The organism is Telluribacter humicola (assembly GCF_017355935.1).
Lineage (GTDB): Bacteria > Bacteroidota > Bacteroidia > Cytophagales > Spirosomataceae > Telluribacter > Telluribacter humicola.
This window is the reverse complement of sequence record NZ_JAFIQT010000001.1, coordinates 612,282-626,812: the sequence shown is the minus strand read 5'-3', so window position 1 is coordinate 626,812 and position 14,531 is coordinate 612,282. Positions and strand designations below refer to the sequence as shown.

Sequence of the window (14,531 nt, the reverse complement as noted above, 5' to 3'; positions counted from 1 at the left end):
GTATAATTAATCCGGCTCAAATCCACCAATTAAGCGGCTACATTCGTTTTCGATTGGAGAATAAGAGTCATCTGACACAAAACTTACTTTATCGACTATGCAAAAATTAAACTACTTACTGCAACATACATCCAAACTGGTAGCCCTGGTTTTCCTGATTAGTATAGCAGGATGTAAGGAGGCGGACCAGGATGTGAAGCCAAAGACAGTAACTGATGTTTTTTTTGAAAATGAAGATTTTAGTATTCTTTATGCAGCGATAAAGTACGCCGGGTTAAGCGATGCCCTCCGAACCAGTACCCTCACTGTTTTTGCACCTAACGACAGTGCTTTTCATGCGTCGGGATACCCGGATGCCGCCGCCATACAGGCTCTCCCGGCTGCGGCAGTAAGGCAAATACTGGAATACCACATCATGGCTTCGGCGATCAAATCCGAGGACCTGGGTACGGGTACCAATCAGGAATTACCGACATTAGCCAACAACAAAGCGTTTATCACTAAAACGGGTAGCGGGACATCGATTAATGGAGCCAAAGTGATAGATATGGATATAAAAGCCGCTAATGGCATTATCCATGTCATAGACCGGCTGATCGTACCGGCAAACCGTAGTCTGATGAATATTTTACAGGGAAACGACGAATATAGCTTCCTGGTAGCAGCTATTACACGTGCGGCTACTTCTAACCCCGATATTTTGACTAAGCTCACATCGGATGCTTCATCCTATACTGTTTTTGTACCGACCAATCAGGCCTTTATCGATGCGGGTTTTCCCTCAGCGGCGGCTCTGCAGGCCGCAGGTCCGACGGCTCTGACCTCTCTCATCATGTACCATGTGGTACCGGGTCGCCTGTTCTCGACAAACCTAGCTACCGGCTCACTTACCACCGCTTCCAACAAGCAGATACGGGTAGAAACCACCAACGGCCTGAAAGTATCAGGCCCGGGAAATATGGAACAGCCTGCTAACGTAACCAGGGCTGATATTTTGGCCCAAAATGGGGTAATACATGTTATAGATCGCTTATTGTTACCATAAGGTAAATAATTGTACTTTTTCAACGAAGCATGGTAACCTGTGCTTCGTTTTTTTTGTTAGCTGAAGAACAAAAGCTATGTGTAACGGAAGACGGAAACTGTACTTATGACATCTATGAAATATCATCGCCTGTGGGTGAAATGGTCAATGGCGCTCCTGATGGTGTCGCTTGTGGTTATGTGGTGGTTAGCTCAGCATATTGATTATAGGATCAGTGATGAAGATATAAAAAATCATTTTACCACCTTATCCATTAAGCCAGAGATTCATCGATATAAGTTTGAGGACCGGACGGTTCGTTATGTAGAGTTTGGGGCAGATACCTTGCCTGTTACCATCATGATACACGGCGCTCCCAGTTCATTAAGTTTTTTTACCAGATTTTATGAAGATACTGCCCTGTTGCGGCGTACCATGCTGGTTGGCGTAGATCGTCCCGGCTATGGCTACTCTGATTTTGGCAAATCGGTTATATCCATATCTGATCAGGCCCGGTATTTACAGCCCGTCATAGATCGCTATGCGGCCCAGGGGCGTAAGGTGGTACTGGCTGCCTCCTCGTACGGAGGAGCAGTAGTAGCCAAGCTCGCCATGAATAACCCGGAGAAAGTGTCCGGTATCTTGTTTGTGTCCTCGTCGCTGGCTCCCGGTCAGGAATATATCTACCCTATCAGCTATGCGATTGCCAATCCATTGTTCAGGTGGTTTTTTCCAACGCTCATCCTGGTAGCTAACGATGAAAAGCTCAATCACCTGAAAGCTCTGGAAGATATTCAGGATGGCTGGGACAGAATCCAGTCCAAGATTATACTATTACATGGCAAAGCCGACGGGCTGATCTACTTCTCTAACGCAGAGTATGCTCAGAAACGACTTATTAATGCCGCCTCACTGAAGCTGGTTCCACTAGAAGGAATCGGGCACTCTATTCTGTGGGATCGTCCTGATCTGATCCGTGAGAGCCTGCTGGAACTTGTCACTCCGCAGAAGCTGAATGAACTTGCTAATAAATAATCAAGATACTACTAACAGAAAGCCCCGGGCCAGGTGTGGCTCGGGGCTTTCTGTTGTAATAAGATACTGGCGGGATTAGTACTGCTCGGTACCGGCGAAGAAAAAGCTTCCTTCGATAGCTGCGTTTTCGTCCGAATCGGAGCCGTGGATAGCATTGGCCTCAATAGATTTGGCATATAGCTTACGTACCGTGCCCTCATCTGCCTTGGCCGGATCAGTAGCACCGATCAGTGTCCGGAAGTCGGCTACGGCGTTTGACTTTTCAAGAATCATGGGTACAATGGCACCGGACGACATGTAGCGACACAAGTCAGCGTAAAAAGGGCGCTCCTTGTGTACGGCATAAAACTGGCCAGCCTGCTCACTGGTTAGCTGGGTTTTCTTCATTGCTACAACTTTGAATCCTGCCTCTTCAATCATTTTGATGATAGCTCCGGTATGGCCGTCAGCTACGGCATCGGGCTTGATCATTGTGAAGGTTTTGTTACCTGACATAGTAAATCTATAATTTTATTTGCGCGTAAAAATAAGTCAATTCTATTATAATACCCTCACCAGTATCCTGTTTGGCGGCAATTTGACTCTTATAAATAAATAGTTGACTATCAGCGACCGAAGCGCAATCTTATCCAAATCTCAACACTTTTGTTAATTTTGTGCGCTTTCTGGAGCTTTTCTATATTTATAATACAATCACAGTGAATCAAGCGATAGCCGCGTTACGCGATCTTTTATCCCAACCTCAGCGCATCATCATTACGATGCACCGCGACCCTGACGCTGACGCGCTCGGTTCATCTCTGGGATGGGCGCTCTTTCTGCGGAGGCAAGGGCACCAGGTTACTGTCATCAGCCCTACCGACTACCCGGCTAATCTGCGCTGGCTCCCGGGCATCGAAACCGTACTGGTCTATGAGGAAGGTGCGGCATCACGTAAGATCTGTCAGCAACATATAGCAAACGCTACCCTTATCTGCTGCCTTGATTTTTCGGCTCTGTCACGACTTAAGGATCTGGGTAAAGTAGTGCAGGAGGCCAGTGCTACCAAGCTACTGGTAGACCATCACCTCGAACCGGAGCAATTTGCTGACCTGATGGTGTGGGATACCAAAGCGGCGGCTACTGCCCAACTCATCTATAAAGTAATTAAAGAACTAGACCCGAGCCTGTTTCAGGATGAACGGGATATTCCTATCGCCGAGTGCCTGTACGCCGGTATAATGACCGACACCGGCTCGTTCAGACACGCCAGTACTACTCCGGAAGTACATCTGGCCGTAGCCGACATGATGCGTACCGGCTTTGAGATCAACCGGGTCCACCGTCTGATCTACGATAGCTCTCCCCTGTCAAGGCTACAGTTGCTGGGCCATGTTCTGTCAAAGATTCACGTCCTGCCCGAGTACCGTACTTCATATATGACACTTACTGCGGCTGATCTGGAGCTGTACTCTTCCAGCGTGGGGGATACCGATGGCCTCGTCAACTACGGCTTACAGGTAGAAGGTGTAGTCATGACTGCCCTGTTTGTAGAGCGTAAGGGCGAAGTAAAGATTTCTTTTCGCTCGGCGGGAGATTTTTCAGTACGTGATCTGGCACACGCTCACTTCAACGGCGGTGGCCATAGGAATGCCTCCGGTGGACGGACTTCACTATCGCTGGCCGAAACCATACAGCGCTTCCTGGCTGTACTGCCCGATTATCAGGAGCAGCTTGATAGCGTACTCTAAATCTGGCATTAAGACACAAAAAGTTAAAACTTTACGTTATAGGAGTTAATATCCAATCAAGAGTATAAACAAACATTCAACAATACCTTTTTTATAAATTACAAACCAATGAATTTCAGAACAATCGGTTTTGCGCTAGGTGTAGGTATCCTGGCCGCCTCCTGCAACCAATACCGCACGCAGGTAACAGAAAACGGCCTTAAGTACCAGCTCCACGAGCACAATGACGACGCCCGCCAAGCCAAACTGGGTGATATAATGACCTTCCATCTTGTCCTGAAGAACAGTGAGGACTCGGTACTACGTGATACCTATAAGGAGTCAGCTCCCGTTAAACTGGTACTTCAGCAGGCGCCTTTTAAAGGTAGCTTTGAAGAAGGACTGGCTATGCTGGCTAAAGGTGACAGTGCTACTTTTTATGTAAATGCTGACTCACTTTTTACCAAGATGCAGCAGCCTATGCCTCCTATGATCAAGAAGGGCTCTGATTTGGGCTTTACCGTTAAGGTGATGGATGTTCAGACTTCAGAAGAATTTCAGAAAGAGCAGGCTGCACAGGGTGCCAAGCAGAAAGGTGTAGATGAAAAAGTAATTGAGGAATATGTGGCCAAAAATAATCTGCAGGGTAAAGTACAAAAAACTGAGTCAGGACTGCGTTATATAGTACAGCAGGAAGGTACAGGCGCTACTCCGGGCCAAGGCGATGTAGTAAAAGTACACTACACCGGTAAGCTGTTAGATGGTAAAGTATTTGACAGCTCCCGCGATAACCCTCAGACTGGTGGTCAACCCATCGACTTCCGCGTTGGAGTTGGTATGGTCATTCCGGGTTGGGAAGAAGGTATCATGTCCATGAAGAAGGGGGGCAAGCGCACCCTGATCGTTCCATCAGGTCTGGCTTATGGTCAGGAAGGTGCTCCCGGAGCTATTCCACCAAATTCAGTACTGGTATTTGATGTTGAACTTGTAGACTTCTCAAAAGCAGCACCAGGTAATAATATGCCTTAAGGATGAAGAAAATTAAAAATAAACTTGGATGGGTAGTAGCGCTGGGAGCTATCTTCTGCGCTACCCTGTTTGCGTGTCAGGAGCAATCTGAGATTTTCAATAACGAGAAGAAGGAGCAAAACGACCGTGAGATAAAGGCGTACCTGTCACAGAATGGGATTACGGCTCAACGCACGGATGAAGGGCTGTACTACCGCGTTGTATCAACAGGTACGAGCGGGCAGAAAGCCGCCGTAGGTGATGAGCTGCAGGTACAGTACGTGCTTTCGCGCCTGGATGGCATGGTAGTAGACAGCAGCGTAAGCAGCGTTCCTAAAAAGGCTACGTATGGCGCTTCGAGGCTGACCACTACTATTGGCTCGACGAACAACCTGTCGCTGCTGAACGACCAGGCGATGGTAATCCTGTTTAACCAGGTTGCCAAAGAAGGCGACTCTATCACCCTTTTTGTGCCTTACAACCTGGGCATAGGTACCTCAGGTTCACTTACACTACCTGCCTATACCCCTTATCGTCTGGATATAAAGGTAGTAAGTATCCGTACTGAGACAGAGCAACTGAATGACTATATGACTAAGTATGGCATACAGGCTGCAGCTCCCACTGAGAGCGGCCTCCGGTTTGGACTACTGACTGCTCGTCCCGACTCCGCACTACTCAACGAAACAGCTACCTACTCGGTGAAGTATACTGGCCGTTTTACGGATAACACCATATTTCAGTCAGATACAATGGATGTTACCCTTAGCAGCAATAGTGTTGTTCAGGGTTTCACCGAAGGTCTGAAGAAGCTACGGGTGGGTGAGAAGGCCAACCTGCTGTTCCCTTCCAGCCTCGGTTATGGCCCGCAGGGCAAAAGCCCTAGTATACCACCTTATGCTCCGCTGCATTTTGAGGTAGAAGTACTGCGTAAGAAAAAATAGGCTTAAACACATTACCTACGACGGCTGTTCCAATTTTGGAATGGCCGTTTTTTTATACCTACCTATACAAGACCTCTTTTATGGAACTCTGCTTTGCCACTAATAATACCCATAAACTTACTGAAATACAGGCCCTGCTCGGAGATAACTTCCGGCTGCTTACGCTGCAGGATATAGGTTACCACGATGATATTCCTGAAACACATGAAACCATAGCCGAAAACTCACACGAAAAGGCAGAGTACATCTGGCAGCGCTATCAGGTTAATAACTTTGCCGATGATACCGGCCTGGAAGTATATGCTCTAGACCGGGAACCGGGCGTATACTCAGCCCGCTATGCAGGTCCGCAGCGTAATGCCGAAGATAATATACAGCTACTACTGGAGCGCCTGGCTGACAAGCCGGATCGGCAGGCACGATTTGTTACAGTAATAACGCTGACACTGGATGGGCAGTTTTACCAGTTCGAAGGGGCCGTGGAAGGTACCATTATCTCCGAAAAGCGAGGTACCAATGGCTTTGGCTACGATCCGGTATTTGTTCCGGAAGGGCATGATCGCACATTTGCGGAGATGACTCTGGAAGAAAAAGGAAAACTCAGCCACCGGGCCAGAGCCTTTGCCCAGCTAGCAGCCTTCCTGCGCGAGCGCTCCTAAGCTTACCAGGCTGTCATTCCAGTAGTGTTATTAGAAGAACTTAAATCCACACCAACCAATTATGAACATACCCAGCTCTGACCTTTTCAGGTACGATGGCACCCGTTCTTTTGCTATCCAGGATACCCAGACACGCCTTAAAGATATCTATGAGGATAAACAGCAGTATCAGCAGCTCCTAAGATCATACGTGGAGGAACTGGATGAGCTACAAAGTGTGATGTACGCTCACGACAGGTACGGACTGTTGCTGATTTTTCAGGCGATGGATGCCGCCGGTAAAGATAGTACGATCAAGCACGTACTAACAGGCGTAAATCCGATGGGTGTAAAAGTACATTCGTTCAAGCGCCCTACTGAGCATGAGCTTGACCACGATTATATGTGGAGATCAAATCTGCTCCTCCCTCAGCGTGGTATGATTGCAGTATTTAATCGGAGTTACTATGAAGAGGTACTGGTAGCGAAGGTACACCCCGAAATCATTACCAGGCACCAGCGTATTCCTGCCGAACTAACCAAAGATCTGGACAAAGTATGGCAGCACCGCTACCAAGATATGGTCAACCTGGAGACCTACCTCTACCACAATGGTATCCGGACTATAAAGTTCTTCCTGAACGTTTCGTTTCAGGAACAAGCCGACCGTCTGATCAGCCGTATCCGTACCCCTTTAAAGAACTGGAAGTTTGAGGAAGGCGACGTAACTGAGCGGGAACAGTGGGACAAATATCAGCAGGCCTATGAGGATTGTATCAATGCGACCGGTACGGAAGTGGCTCCCTGGTACGTCATACCGGCTGACGACAAGAAAAATATGCGCCTGTTGGTTGGGAAGATTATCGTAGAGGAGATGAAAAAACTGGACATGAGCTACCCAGCCACAGATGAAGAGCAGCGACAGAAGCTCCAGCAACTTGTGAACGTCATACAGGCACAAACTGCTAATAGGTAGTATTCCAAGGGACGCCTATTACAGCCACACACAATCGGTATATATAAAAAAGCAGGCCCCAATGAGGCCTGCTTTTTTAAGGAGTTAATTAACCAAATATATTAGCGGATTACAAAATTACCTCCACCGATACGGTATCCTTCAGCATACAGCTCTACGCTATATTTTCCGGGACGGAACTGTGAAGCATAGTCATAGACCATCTCAACACGCTGATTGTTGTTGGTGAATGGTACAGTCTGACGAGCTGTAAACTTAGTGTCCTGACCGTCTACACTGATTTCACCTGATCCAGTTGCATCATCTGACAGTACAGCTCCTTCCGGATCCAATACACGAACGTAGATATCCTTAGGCTCCTGACGGGTCAGTGCATTTTCAGGCAGATCAAATACCAGTTTGATTTTGTCTACGCGCTTAGCTTTGTAAGCGTCGTTGTCCTTAGTCTTACCCTTGGAAGTTACAGCAAGTACTTTCAGGTTCTGGGCCTTCAGAGCCGCAGCTTGATTTACCTTCTCAGTCAGTTCACGATTCTGAGCAGTAAAGATGTTTACAGTATCAGCCAATTCTGTCTGACGCTGTACCAGCATTTCACGCTCCGAGCGAAGTGATCCTACCTGCGTATTCAGAGAGTCATTAGACGCCATCAGCATCTGGTTCTCCTCACGTAGCTGAGCAATCTCAACATCTTTCTCGTTCAGGTACTTCTCGTACTCTTTGATCTTAGCCAGGTACTTTCTGGTTTCGTTACGGTTACTTTTCTGGAATGAAGCTTTGTCTGCTTCCAGCTGAGCTCTCATTCTTGTCAACTCTTCCACATCACCACCTAGTCTTTCTACTTCGGCAATTTTAGCGTCTAATGCTCTTGACACTGAGTCAAGTTTGGTTTGTGTGGATGCCAATTCCTTGGCTCTTGATACGATTTCCGTTTCTTGTTGTGTTAACTCCTGCTTTTGTTGTACAAACAAATAGCCAAATATACTTGTCGCAATAGCCAAGATAGCTACCACCGCCCAAGCCGCACTCTGCTTTTTCTTTTGTTCGTTCTGCATACTACAAATTGTTTAGGTTGAAAAAAGAATAAAAAAGCGTACATGTTTCTCTCACAAGCCTTTGCTGGTTGGTTACGGTGAAGGAACGGCCCTTTATTGTACATTATTGTAAAAAAAGTTTGCCATTTATTTAACGTATAATTTCTTGGCTGCTTCCTCGTACTTATCTCCTGCCGTCCATTGAGGAGCTGTAGTACGATCCGCTATGAGTCGAGCGGCATAGGTATATGCCTGCGAAAACTTCAATAGATAGCCAAAATCAACGGTTTCCGGGTTGTCTGACACCTGGTGATAGTTCTTCATAATATCCTGATCAAATTTTCTAAAACCGGGTGTAAATGTTGGAGAGGGAATGCCTTTGATAGCAAAATTGACGTTGTCTGAGCGATCAAATAAACCTTGCTCCGGTGAAGGATCTGCCACTACATCCAGTCCAAATACTTTTGCCGCGGCTTCAATCTCAGCTTTGGCTCCGGTACGATCTAAGCCTATTACAGATACTATACTGGTGTCATTATAGCCGGCTCCATCAGAGTTAAGGTTAAAGATACATTTATTAAGTGCTAATAATGAGTTGCTTGCATAATAACGACTTCCGAGCAATCCTAGTTCCTCACCGGTAACTGCGAGTATCAATACAGAGCGCTTTGGCGGATTTTTAGCCAAAGCTTCTGCCGACGACAACAGCGCTACGCAGCCGAAGGCATTGTCACGGGCACCGTTAAATATACTATCCTCAGCCGTGTACGGCTGCCCTCCCTGCTTACCTACACCAACGTGGTCATAATGCGCCGATAGGATGATATACTCATCTCTGAGCTTAGGATCGCTTCCCTGTATATAAGCTGCCACATTATGGCTCACGATCCGCTCGCTCTTACGTCCTTCGGTACTCAATTGGGCAGTAGTATTGGCAGCACGCAATAATCGTGTCAGCCTGGCTTCTTTACCATTTACCCATACATGCGGCAGAGAAGTCCTGGTAGCCCCTTCGTTACCCTGAGCCAAACTGATCTGATCCCGGGTAAAGTTACGGGTAACGATGTTCCAGGGAATAGGCACAGTAAAAAGCTCAATGAGTGCTACGGCTCCCTTCTCCCCGGCTATCTGGCGCTTTCGATTAGAGCTGGCGATGATTTCAGCGGGAGTCTGATTATCGGGAGAGCCGCTCTGCACCAGTACTATCTTACCTTTCACATCCACCCCTTTGTAGTCTTCCCACCCTTTGGCAGTATCTTCTAGTCCATAACCGGCGTACACTACGGGAGCCGACAGGCTAGCGGCATCTCCCGCTATCAGCATCCAATCTTCGTTGTTACGCAATGGTTCGTTATTCACAACCAGCTCCCCTTTTCCACTGGCACCAATTCGTTCCAATGGTACCGTCTGATAAAAAGTACTTTGTCCGGGTACGGGGGTAGCTCCGTACTTGCGGAATTGCTCGGCCAGGTACCGGGCTGCTACGCGGTTGCCCATTTCGCCGGTACGGCGCCCCATAAGTTCATCTGACGCCAGAAAACGCAGGTGTGCCTCGGCTACTTCTTTGGTCAGATTAAATACAGGGAGATCCTTTTTTTGCTGAGCAAAGGAGCTGAATGCCATGAGCAGGCATAGTGAGGTGGATAGAAAAGATCTATGATGCATAGTAAAAAGGTAAGGTTATGATAGGTACTAGACGTGTAATTAGTTGATTTCGCCCCGGATGGCGAAGGGCTTCCGGTCACTGATAGCGAGCTCCTGGTACCCCTGGATCTGGTAAGACTTGACGCGCCAGGTACCCCCAACGGCTCCGCTACGTAACAATAGGTTCTTCTCGGACTGATACAATTTATTCTCAGTCAGTAGTCTGGCCTGTATTTCTTCCGGCTTACCTCCCGGAGCATCCAACTTTACACGCAGGTACCTGACTGGCAGGTCTTCGTCGGGCCGTATCTTATACTCATAAGTAAGTGAGTCAGGGCGGGATGTAATATAGCTAAGTCGATAGGCAGGCTTATTAAGATCCGTCTGAAGAAACAACTCCAGCTCCTGATCCCAATCCACCTCCTGAGTAGTACGCACCTCCTCTTCGCCGTTTACCATCATGGTCTTCTTTACCGACGGGCTCTGCTGGGCAAGCAACTGCACCTGCCCGGTGATGAATCCGGCTACGTCATAGTACAGATTGGGTTGCTGCTGAGTAGGACCGGGTGACTGACAGGCTAAGACGGTAGATAGAATAAGAAACAGGAAGAGAGTAGTTCTTTTTTTCATGGTCAAAATAAAAAAGTCAGAGAGCCTGCTGTGGCTCTCTGACATGGCTAACAAGCGTTAGATGACTATAGTTTATAACAAGCTTTCGCCGGTCATTTCAGCGGGCTTCTCAAGTTCCATCAGGGCCAGTATAGTAGGGGCTATATCCGCCAACTTACCATCTTTGATAGGTTTAGTATACTCCTTATCCACCAGGATGCAGGGTACCAGGTTGAGGGAGTGAGCGGTATTGGGGCTACCGTCATCGTTGATCATGTAGTCGGAGTTACCATGATCAGCGATGATGATGGATGTATAGCCATGATTAAGGCCGGTTGTCACTACGGCCTGGGTACAAGCGTCGACGGTTTCGCAAGCCTTAATAGCTGCCTCAAATACTCCCGTGTGACCTACCATGTCCGGATTAGCGAAGTTCAGACACACGAAGTCTACTTCTTCCTTCTCCAGCTCAGGTATGATGGAATCCCGAATGTCATAAGCCGACATCTCAGGCTGCAAATCATACGTAGCTACTTTGGGAGAAGGACACAGCAGACGGCTTTCTCCTTCGAAAGGCTGCTCACGACCACCCGAGAAGAAGAACGTTACGTGGGGGTACTTCTCCGTCTCGGCGATACGAATCTGCTTCTTACCAGCCCGCTCGAGTACTTCACCCAACGTATTGTTAAGATTATCCTTATCAAAAATCACGTTGACTCCCTTAAACGTATCGTCGTAGTTGGTCATGGTGATATAGCGTAGGTCTAACTTGTGCATGTTCTGCTCCACGAAATCCTGCTGCGTAAGTGCCTGCGTAATCTCGCGGCCACGGTCGGTACGGAAGTTGAAGCAAAGTACTACGTCACCTTCTTCGATAAGCGCTACGGGAGAGCCATCTTCCTTAACAGCTATGATAGGATCGATAAACTCGTCGGTTACCCCTTTTTCATACGACTCCTTCACGGCCTCAAGCAGCTTGCTACCGGGTACAGGACGACCGGTACCACGTACCATGGCGTCGTAGGCCAGTTTTACGCGCTCCCAGCGCTTATCACGGTCCATGGCGTAGTAGCGCCCTGTAATGCTGGCGATCTGGCCGGTAGTGTTGGACAGATGCTGCTCTAGTTCCGTAAGGAAACCCAGACCACTACGTGGATCGGTATCGCGACCATCGGTGAAGGCATGTACATATACCTGCGAAAGTCCCGCCCGCTGTGCTATGCTGCAAAGACCTTTGACGTGATCTATGTGGGAGTGTACGCCACCACCCGATACCAGACCTATAAAGTGTACTTTTTTATTGTTTGTCTTAGCGTATTCCAGCGCTTCGGTCAGTACGGGCTCCTGTGCCAGTGTACCTTCTTCTACGGCTTTGTTTACCTTCACCAGGTCCTGATATACTACCCGACCCGCGCCCAGGTTGGTATGACCTACCTCGGAGTTACCCATTTGTCCATCGGGCAAGCCCACGGCCAGTCCACTGGCGGCCAGCTTGCTGTGTGGGTACTTCTTGAGGATACTCCGGTAAAAAGGTACGTTAGCGGCGTCGACAGCCGAACGCTCGGTTTGGGTGGCGATTCCCCACCCGTCCATTATGATTAGTATTACTTTCTTGCTCATGTATGTAATTGATGCTTTTCTACTAAAAAATCGAGGAAGTTATGGCCGCAGCGCTCCACTATATCATATACATCTTCAAATGCTGCAATGTCTTCGTAGTAGGGGTCCGGTACCGTTAGTTCTCCGTTAGCCAGATGATCAAACTCCCGGTATAGGTACAGCTGCCCGTCAGGGAAGTAAAACCCGCTGCTACGGTAGCTAATGTTACGGATGTCCTCAAAATTGGTTTCATCCATTGCCAGTATGTAGTCAAACTGGTAGAAGTCGTCGCCGCTTAGCTTACGGGCGCAGTGGGTGAGCTGTAGGCCCCGCTGCCGGGCGATCTGAGACATGCGCCGGTCGGGCTGGTCACCAATATGGTACGATGACGTTCCGGCTGAGTCACACTTTATTTTATCCTGTAGTTCCCGCTTCTCAACCAGATCTCTGAATACGCCCTCCGCAATAGGCGAACGGCAGATATTTCCTAAACAGACAAATAGTATATTGATCACTGAAATGTTTTGGTTAGGTAGAGGGGACTATTAGAACCGTTTTGATAGCCAAAATTACTCTAAACTACTCACTTTTACGGCTCTCAATAGGCTGATTTTTCTCATCCACAATCACATATACATCTTCGGTGGGCTTACGCATCAGGTACTTTTCTCTGGCCCACTTTTCGAGTAGCTTACGGCTGCCAAATACCTCATCCCTCTCTTTCTTTACTTCGGTAATCTTTTCCTGGTAGTACTCTTTTTCATGTTCGAGATCTTTCATCTTCCAGTAGTTCGACCACACTACCCGCACGTTATTATTGTCTATGAATACAATCCAGATCAGCCAGATCACAAAGCTACCTGTATAGAACTGACGCAGACTAAGCAGCCAGTTGTACCATCTGTTACTTGTTGGTGTATTGTTCATAGCTATAATGGACAAAACCGGAGCACCAGGCTCCGGTTTATGAAAATACATTCAGAATAATTAGAACTTCAGGCCAGGGAAGTAAGCTGTCTCGCCTAGTTCTTCCTCAATACGCAGTAGCTGGTTGTACTTAGCCATACGGTCTGAGCGGGAAGCCGAACCAGTCTTGATCTGACCCGTGTTCAGAGCTACGGCCAGGTCAGCGATAGTAGCATCCTCAGTTTCACCCGAGCGGTGCGACATCACACTCTTATAGCTGTTGCGCTTCGCCAGGTTTACGGCATTGATAGTTTCGGTCAGTGAGCCAATCTGATTTACCTTGATCAGGATTGAATTGGCGATTTGCTGATCGATACCCTGCTGCAGACGAGTTACGTTCGTTACGAACAAGTCATCACCTACCAGCTGACACTTGTTGCCAACCTGCTCAGTCAGTGACTTCCAGCCATCCCAGTCATCCTCGTCCATACCGTCTTCGATCGAGATGATGGGGTACTTGTTCACCCACTCAGCCCAGTAACCAGCCATTTCAGCCGAGCTTAACTTACGACCGTCTGACTTCTTGAAGTGGTACATACCATCCTCATAGAACTCAGAAGTAGCGGCATCCATAGCGATGAAGATTTCTTCGCCTGGCTTGTAACCTGCTTTCTCGATCGACTGGATTACGATCTCGATAGCTTCTTCGTTTGATTTAATGTTAGGAGCAAATCCACCTTCGTCACCTACGTTAGTAGAATAGCCTTTGCTCTTCAGTACCTTCTTAAGGTTATGGAATACTTCCACACCCATACGTAGTGACTGAGAGAAAGTATCAGCCTTAGCCGGCATGATCATAAACTCCTGGAAGTCGATCGAGTTATCAGCGTGGCTCCCTCCGTTCAGGATGTTCATCATAGGTACGGGCAGCGTATTGGCATTAGTACCACCTACATAACGGAAAAGCGACATACCGGCTTCCTGAGCGGCAGCTTTGGCTATGGCCATAGATACCCCCAGAATAGCGTTGGCTCCCAGCTTACTTTTGTTAGGTGTACCATCCAGCTCGAGCATGATCTTATCAACCAGATTCTGCTCATATACCGATATACCTATCAGTTCAGGATATATAATATCATTTACGTTTTCTACGGCCTTCAAAACCCCTTTACCTACGTATACGTTAGCGTCATCATCACGTAGTTCGACAGCCTCGTGTTTTCCGGTAGAAGCACCCGAAGGTACAGCAGCCCGGCCCACAAAGCCATTCTCGGTACGAACATCCACTTCTACGGTAGGATTTCCTCTTGAATCCAGGATTTGTCTTGCATGTACTGACTGGATAGTACTCATGTGCAGCGTTGGGTTTGATTGAATTAATGGTTAATTTAACAGCACAAAATAACGC

Annotated in this window: 15 protein-coding genes; 7 read left to right on the top strand and 8 right to left on the bottom strand. The window is 47.8% G+C overall.

Annotated features, from left to right (window positions below; translation table 11 throughout):
* Positions 1 to 97 precede the first annotated feature (97 nt).
* On the top strand, positions 98 to 1,045 hold the full coding sequence (locus tag JUB14_RS02920; protein ID WP_207504265.1) for a fasciclin domain-containing protein: 948 nt from the start codon (positions 98 to 100) through the stop codon (positions 1,043 to 1,045).
* A 114-nt stretch (positions 1,046 to 1,159) separates the two neighbouring features.
* Positions 1,160 to 2,059 carry an alpha/beta fold hydrolase gene (locus JUB14_RS02915; protein WP_207504264.1) on the top strand — a complete coding sequence of 300 codons (900 nt, stop codon included), beginning with the start codon at positions 1,160 to 1,162 and terminating at the stop codon, positions 2,057 to 2,059.
* Between the two features lie 75 nt (positions 2,060 to 2,134).
* Here the strand turns inward: JUB14_RS02915 and JUB14_RS02910 are convergent, their stop codons facing one another.
* Positions 2,135 to 2,554, bottom strand: coding sequence for a nucleoside-diphosphate kinase (locus tag JUB14_RS02910; protein WP_207504263.1), 420 nt, complete (start codon positions 2,552 to 2,554; stop codon positions 2,135 to 2,137).
* 203 nt (positions 2,555 to 2,757) lie between these two features.
* Between JUB14_RS02910 and JUB14_RS02905 the strand changes: the two genes are divergently transcribed.
* The 5 genes from JUB14_RS02905 to JUB14_RS02885 all read left to right on the top strand — a co-directional run bounded on the left by JUB14_RS02905 (position 2,758) and on the right by JUB14_RS02885 (position 7,334).
* Entirely contained in the window at positions 2,758 to 3,789 is a 1,032-nt protein-coding gene (locus JUB14_RS02905) for a DHH family phosphoesterase (protein WP_207504262.1), read from the top strand.
* A gap of 108 nt (positions 3,790 to 3,897) precedes the next feature.
* Positions 3,898 to 4,797 (top strand): FKBP-type peptidyl-prolyl cis-trans isomerase, encoded by a 900-nt coding sequence (locus tag JUB14_RS02900; protein ID WP_207504261.1) that lies wholly within the window; start codon positions 3,898 to 3,900, stop codon positions 4,795 to 4,797.
* Positions 4,798 to 4,799: 2 nt separating this feature from the next.
* Entirely contained in the window at positions 4,800 to 5,720 is a 921-nt protein-coding gene (locus JUB14_RS02895; protein WP_207504260.1) for an FKBP-type peptidyl-prolyl cis-trans isomerase, read from the top strand.
* 80 nt (positions 5,721 to 5,800) lie between these two features.
* The gene (locus tag JUB14_RS02890) at positions 5,801 to 6,379 is read left to right on the top strand and encodes a non-canonical purine NTP diphosphatase (RefSeq protein ID WP_207504259.1); all 579 of its coding nucleotides are present in this window, start codon (positions 5,801 to 5,803) and stop codon (positions 6,377 to 6,379) included.
* 61 nt (positions 6,380 to 6,440) lie between these two features.
* The gene (locus JUB14_RS02885) at positions 6,441 to 7,334 is read left to right on the top strand and encodes a PPK2 family polyphosphate kinase (RefSeq protein WP_207504258.1); all 894 of its coding nucleotides are present in this window, start codon (positions 6,441 to 6,443) and stop codon (positions 7,332 to 7,334) included.
* Positions 7,335 to 7,435: 101 nt separating this feature from the next.
* On the opposite strand, the gene JUB14_RS02880 is transcribed toward JUB14_RS02885, so the two are convergent.
* The 7 genes from JUB14_RS02880 to eno form a co-directional block, all read right to left on the bottom strand.
* Complete coding sequence (locus JUB14_RS02880) at positions 7,436 to 8,386, bottom strand: DUF8428 domain-containing protein (RefSeq protein ID WP_207504257.1); 951 nt, start codon at positions 8,384 to 8,386, stop codon at positions 7,436 to 7,438.
* Positions 8,387 to 8,512: 126 nt separating this feature from the next.
* Entirely contained in the window at positions 8,513 to 10,030 is a 1,518-nt protein-coding gene (locus JUB14_RS02875) for a M28 family peptidase (RefSeq protein WP_207504256.1), read from the bottom strand.
* A gap of 39 nt (positions 10,031 to 10,069) precedes the next feature.
* The gene (locus JUB14_RS02870) at positions 10,070 to 10,639 is read right to left on the bottom strand and encodes a hypothetical protein (RefSeq protein WP_229367494.1); all 570 of its coding nucleotides are present in this window, start codon (positions 10,637 to 10,639) and stop codon (positions 10,070 to 10,072) included.
* A 72-nt stretch (positions 10,640 to 10,711) separates the two neighbouring features.
* Positions 10,712 to 12,238 carry a 2,3-bisphosphoglycerate-independent phosphoglycerate mutase gene (gene gpmI / locus JUB14_RS02865; RefSeq protein ID WP_207504255.1) on the bottom strand — a complete coding sequence of 509 codons (1,527 nt, stop codon included), beginning with the start codon at positions 12,236 to 12,238 and terminating at the stop codon, positions 10,712 to 10,714.
* A complete protein-coding gene (locus JUB14_RS02860) occupies positions 12,235 to 12,732 on the bottom strand; it encodes a low molecular weight protein-tyrosine-phosphatase (protein ID WP_207504254.1) in 498 nt (165 codons plus the stop codon). The genes gpmI and JUB14_RS02860 overlap by 4 nt, the downstream gene beginning before the upstream one ends.
* 64 nt (positions 12,733 to 12,796) lie before the next feature.
* Complete coding sequence (locus JUB14_RS02855) at positions 12,797 to 13,144, bottom strand: FtsB family cell division protein (protein ID WP_207504253.1); 348 nt, start codon at positions 13,142 to 13,144, stop codon at positions 12,797 to 12,799.
* A 60-nt stretch (positions 13,145 to 13,204) separates the two neighbouring features.
* Positions 13,205 to 14,476, bottom strand: coding sequence for a phosphopyruvate hydratase (eno, locus tag JUB14_RS02850; protein ID WP_207504252.1), 1,272 nt, complete (start codon positions 14,474 to 14,476; stop codon positions 13,205 to 13,207).
* Between the last annotated feature and the right edge of the window lie 55 nt (positions 14,477 to 14,531).

What these genes read in the sequence shown, in the direction of transcription:
- JUB14_RS02870 (WP_229367494.1), bottom strand. Translation starts at nt 10,639, where the DNA reads ATGAAAAAAAGAACTACTCTCTTCCTGTTTCTTATTCTATCTACCGTC.
- JUB14_RS02915 (WP_207504264.1), top strand. Translation starts at nt 1,160, where the DNA reads ATGAAATATCATCGCCTGTGGGTGAAATGGTCAATGGCGCTCCTGATG.
- JUB14_RS02880 (WP_207504257.1), bottom strand. Translation starts at nt 8,386, where the DNA reads ATGCAGAACGAACAAAAGAAAAAGCAGAGTGCGGCTTGGGCGGTGGTA.
- JUB14_RS02900 (WP_207504261.1), top strand. Translation starts at nt 3,898, where the DNA reads ATGAATTTCAGAACAATCGGTTTTGCGCTAGGTGTAGGTATCCTGGCC.
- gpmI (WP_207504255.1), bottom strand. Translation starts at nt 12,238, where the DNA reads ATGAGCAAGAAAGTAATACTAATCATAATGGACGGGTGGGGAATCGCC.
- JUB14_RS02920 (WP_207504265.1), top strand. Translation starts at nt 98, where the DNA reads ATGCAAAAATTAAACTACTTACTGCAACATACATCCAAACTGGTAGCC.
- JUB14_RS02895 (WP_207504260.1), top strand. Translation starts at nt 4,800, where the DNA reads ATGAAGAAAATTAAAAATAAACTTGGATGGGTAGTAGCGCTGGGAGCT.
- JUB14_RS02885 (WP_207504258.1), top strand. Translation starts at nt 6,441, where the DNA reads ATGAACATACCCAGCTCTGACCTTTTCAGGTACGATGGCACCCGTTCT.
- JUB14_RS02875 (WP_207504256.1), bottom strand. Translation starts at nt 10,030, where the DNA reads ATGCATCATAGATCTTTTCTATCCACCTCACTATGCCTGCTCATGGCA.
- JUB14_RS02855 (WP_207504253.1), bottom strand. Translation starts at nt 13,144, where the DNA reads ATGAACAATACACCAACAAGTAACAGATGGTACAACTGGCTGCTTAGT.
- eno (WP_207504252.1), bottom strand. Translation starts at nt 14,476, where the DNA reads ATGAGTACTATCCAGTCAGTACATGCAAGACAAATCCTGGATTCAAGA.
- JUB14_RS02910 (WP_207504263.1), bottom strand. Translation starts at nt 2,554, where the DNA reads ATGTCAGGTAACAAAACCTTCACAATGATCAAGCCCGATGCCGTAGCT.
- JUB14_RS02890 (WP_207504259.1), top strand. Translation starts at nt 5,801, where the DNA reads ATGGAACTCTGCTTTGCCACTAATAATACCCATAAACTTACTGAAATA.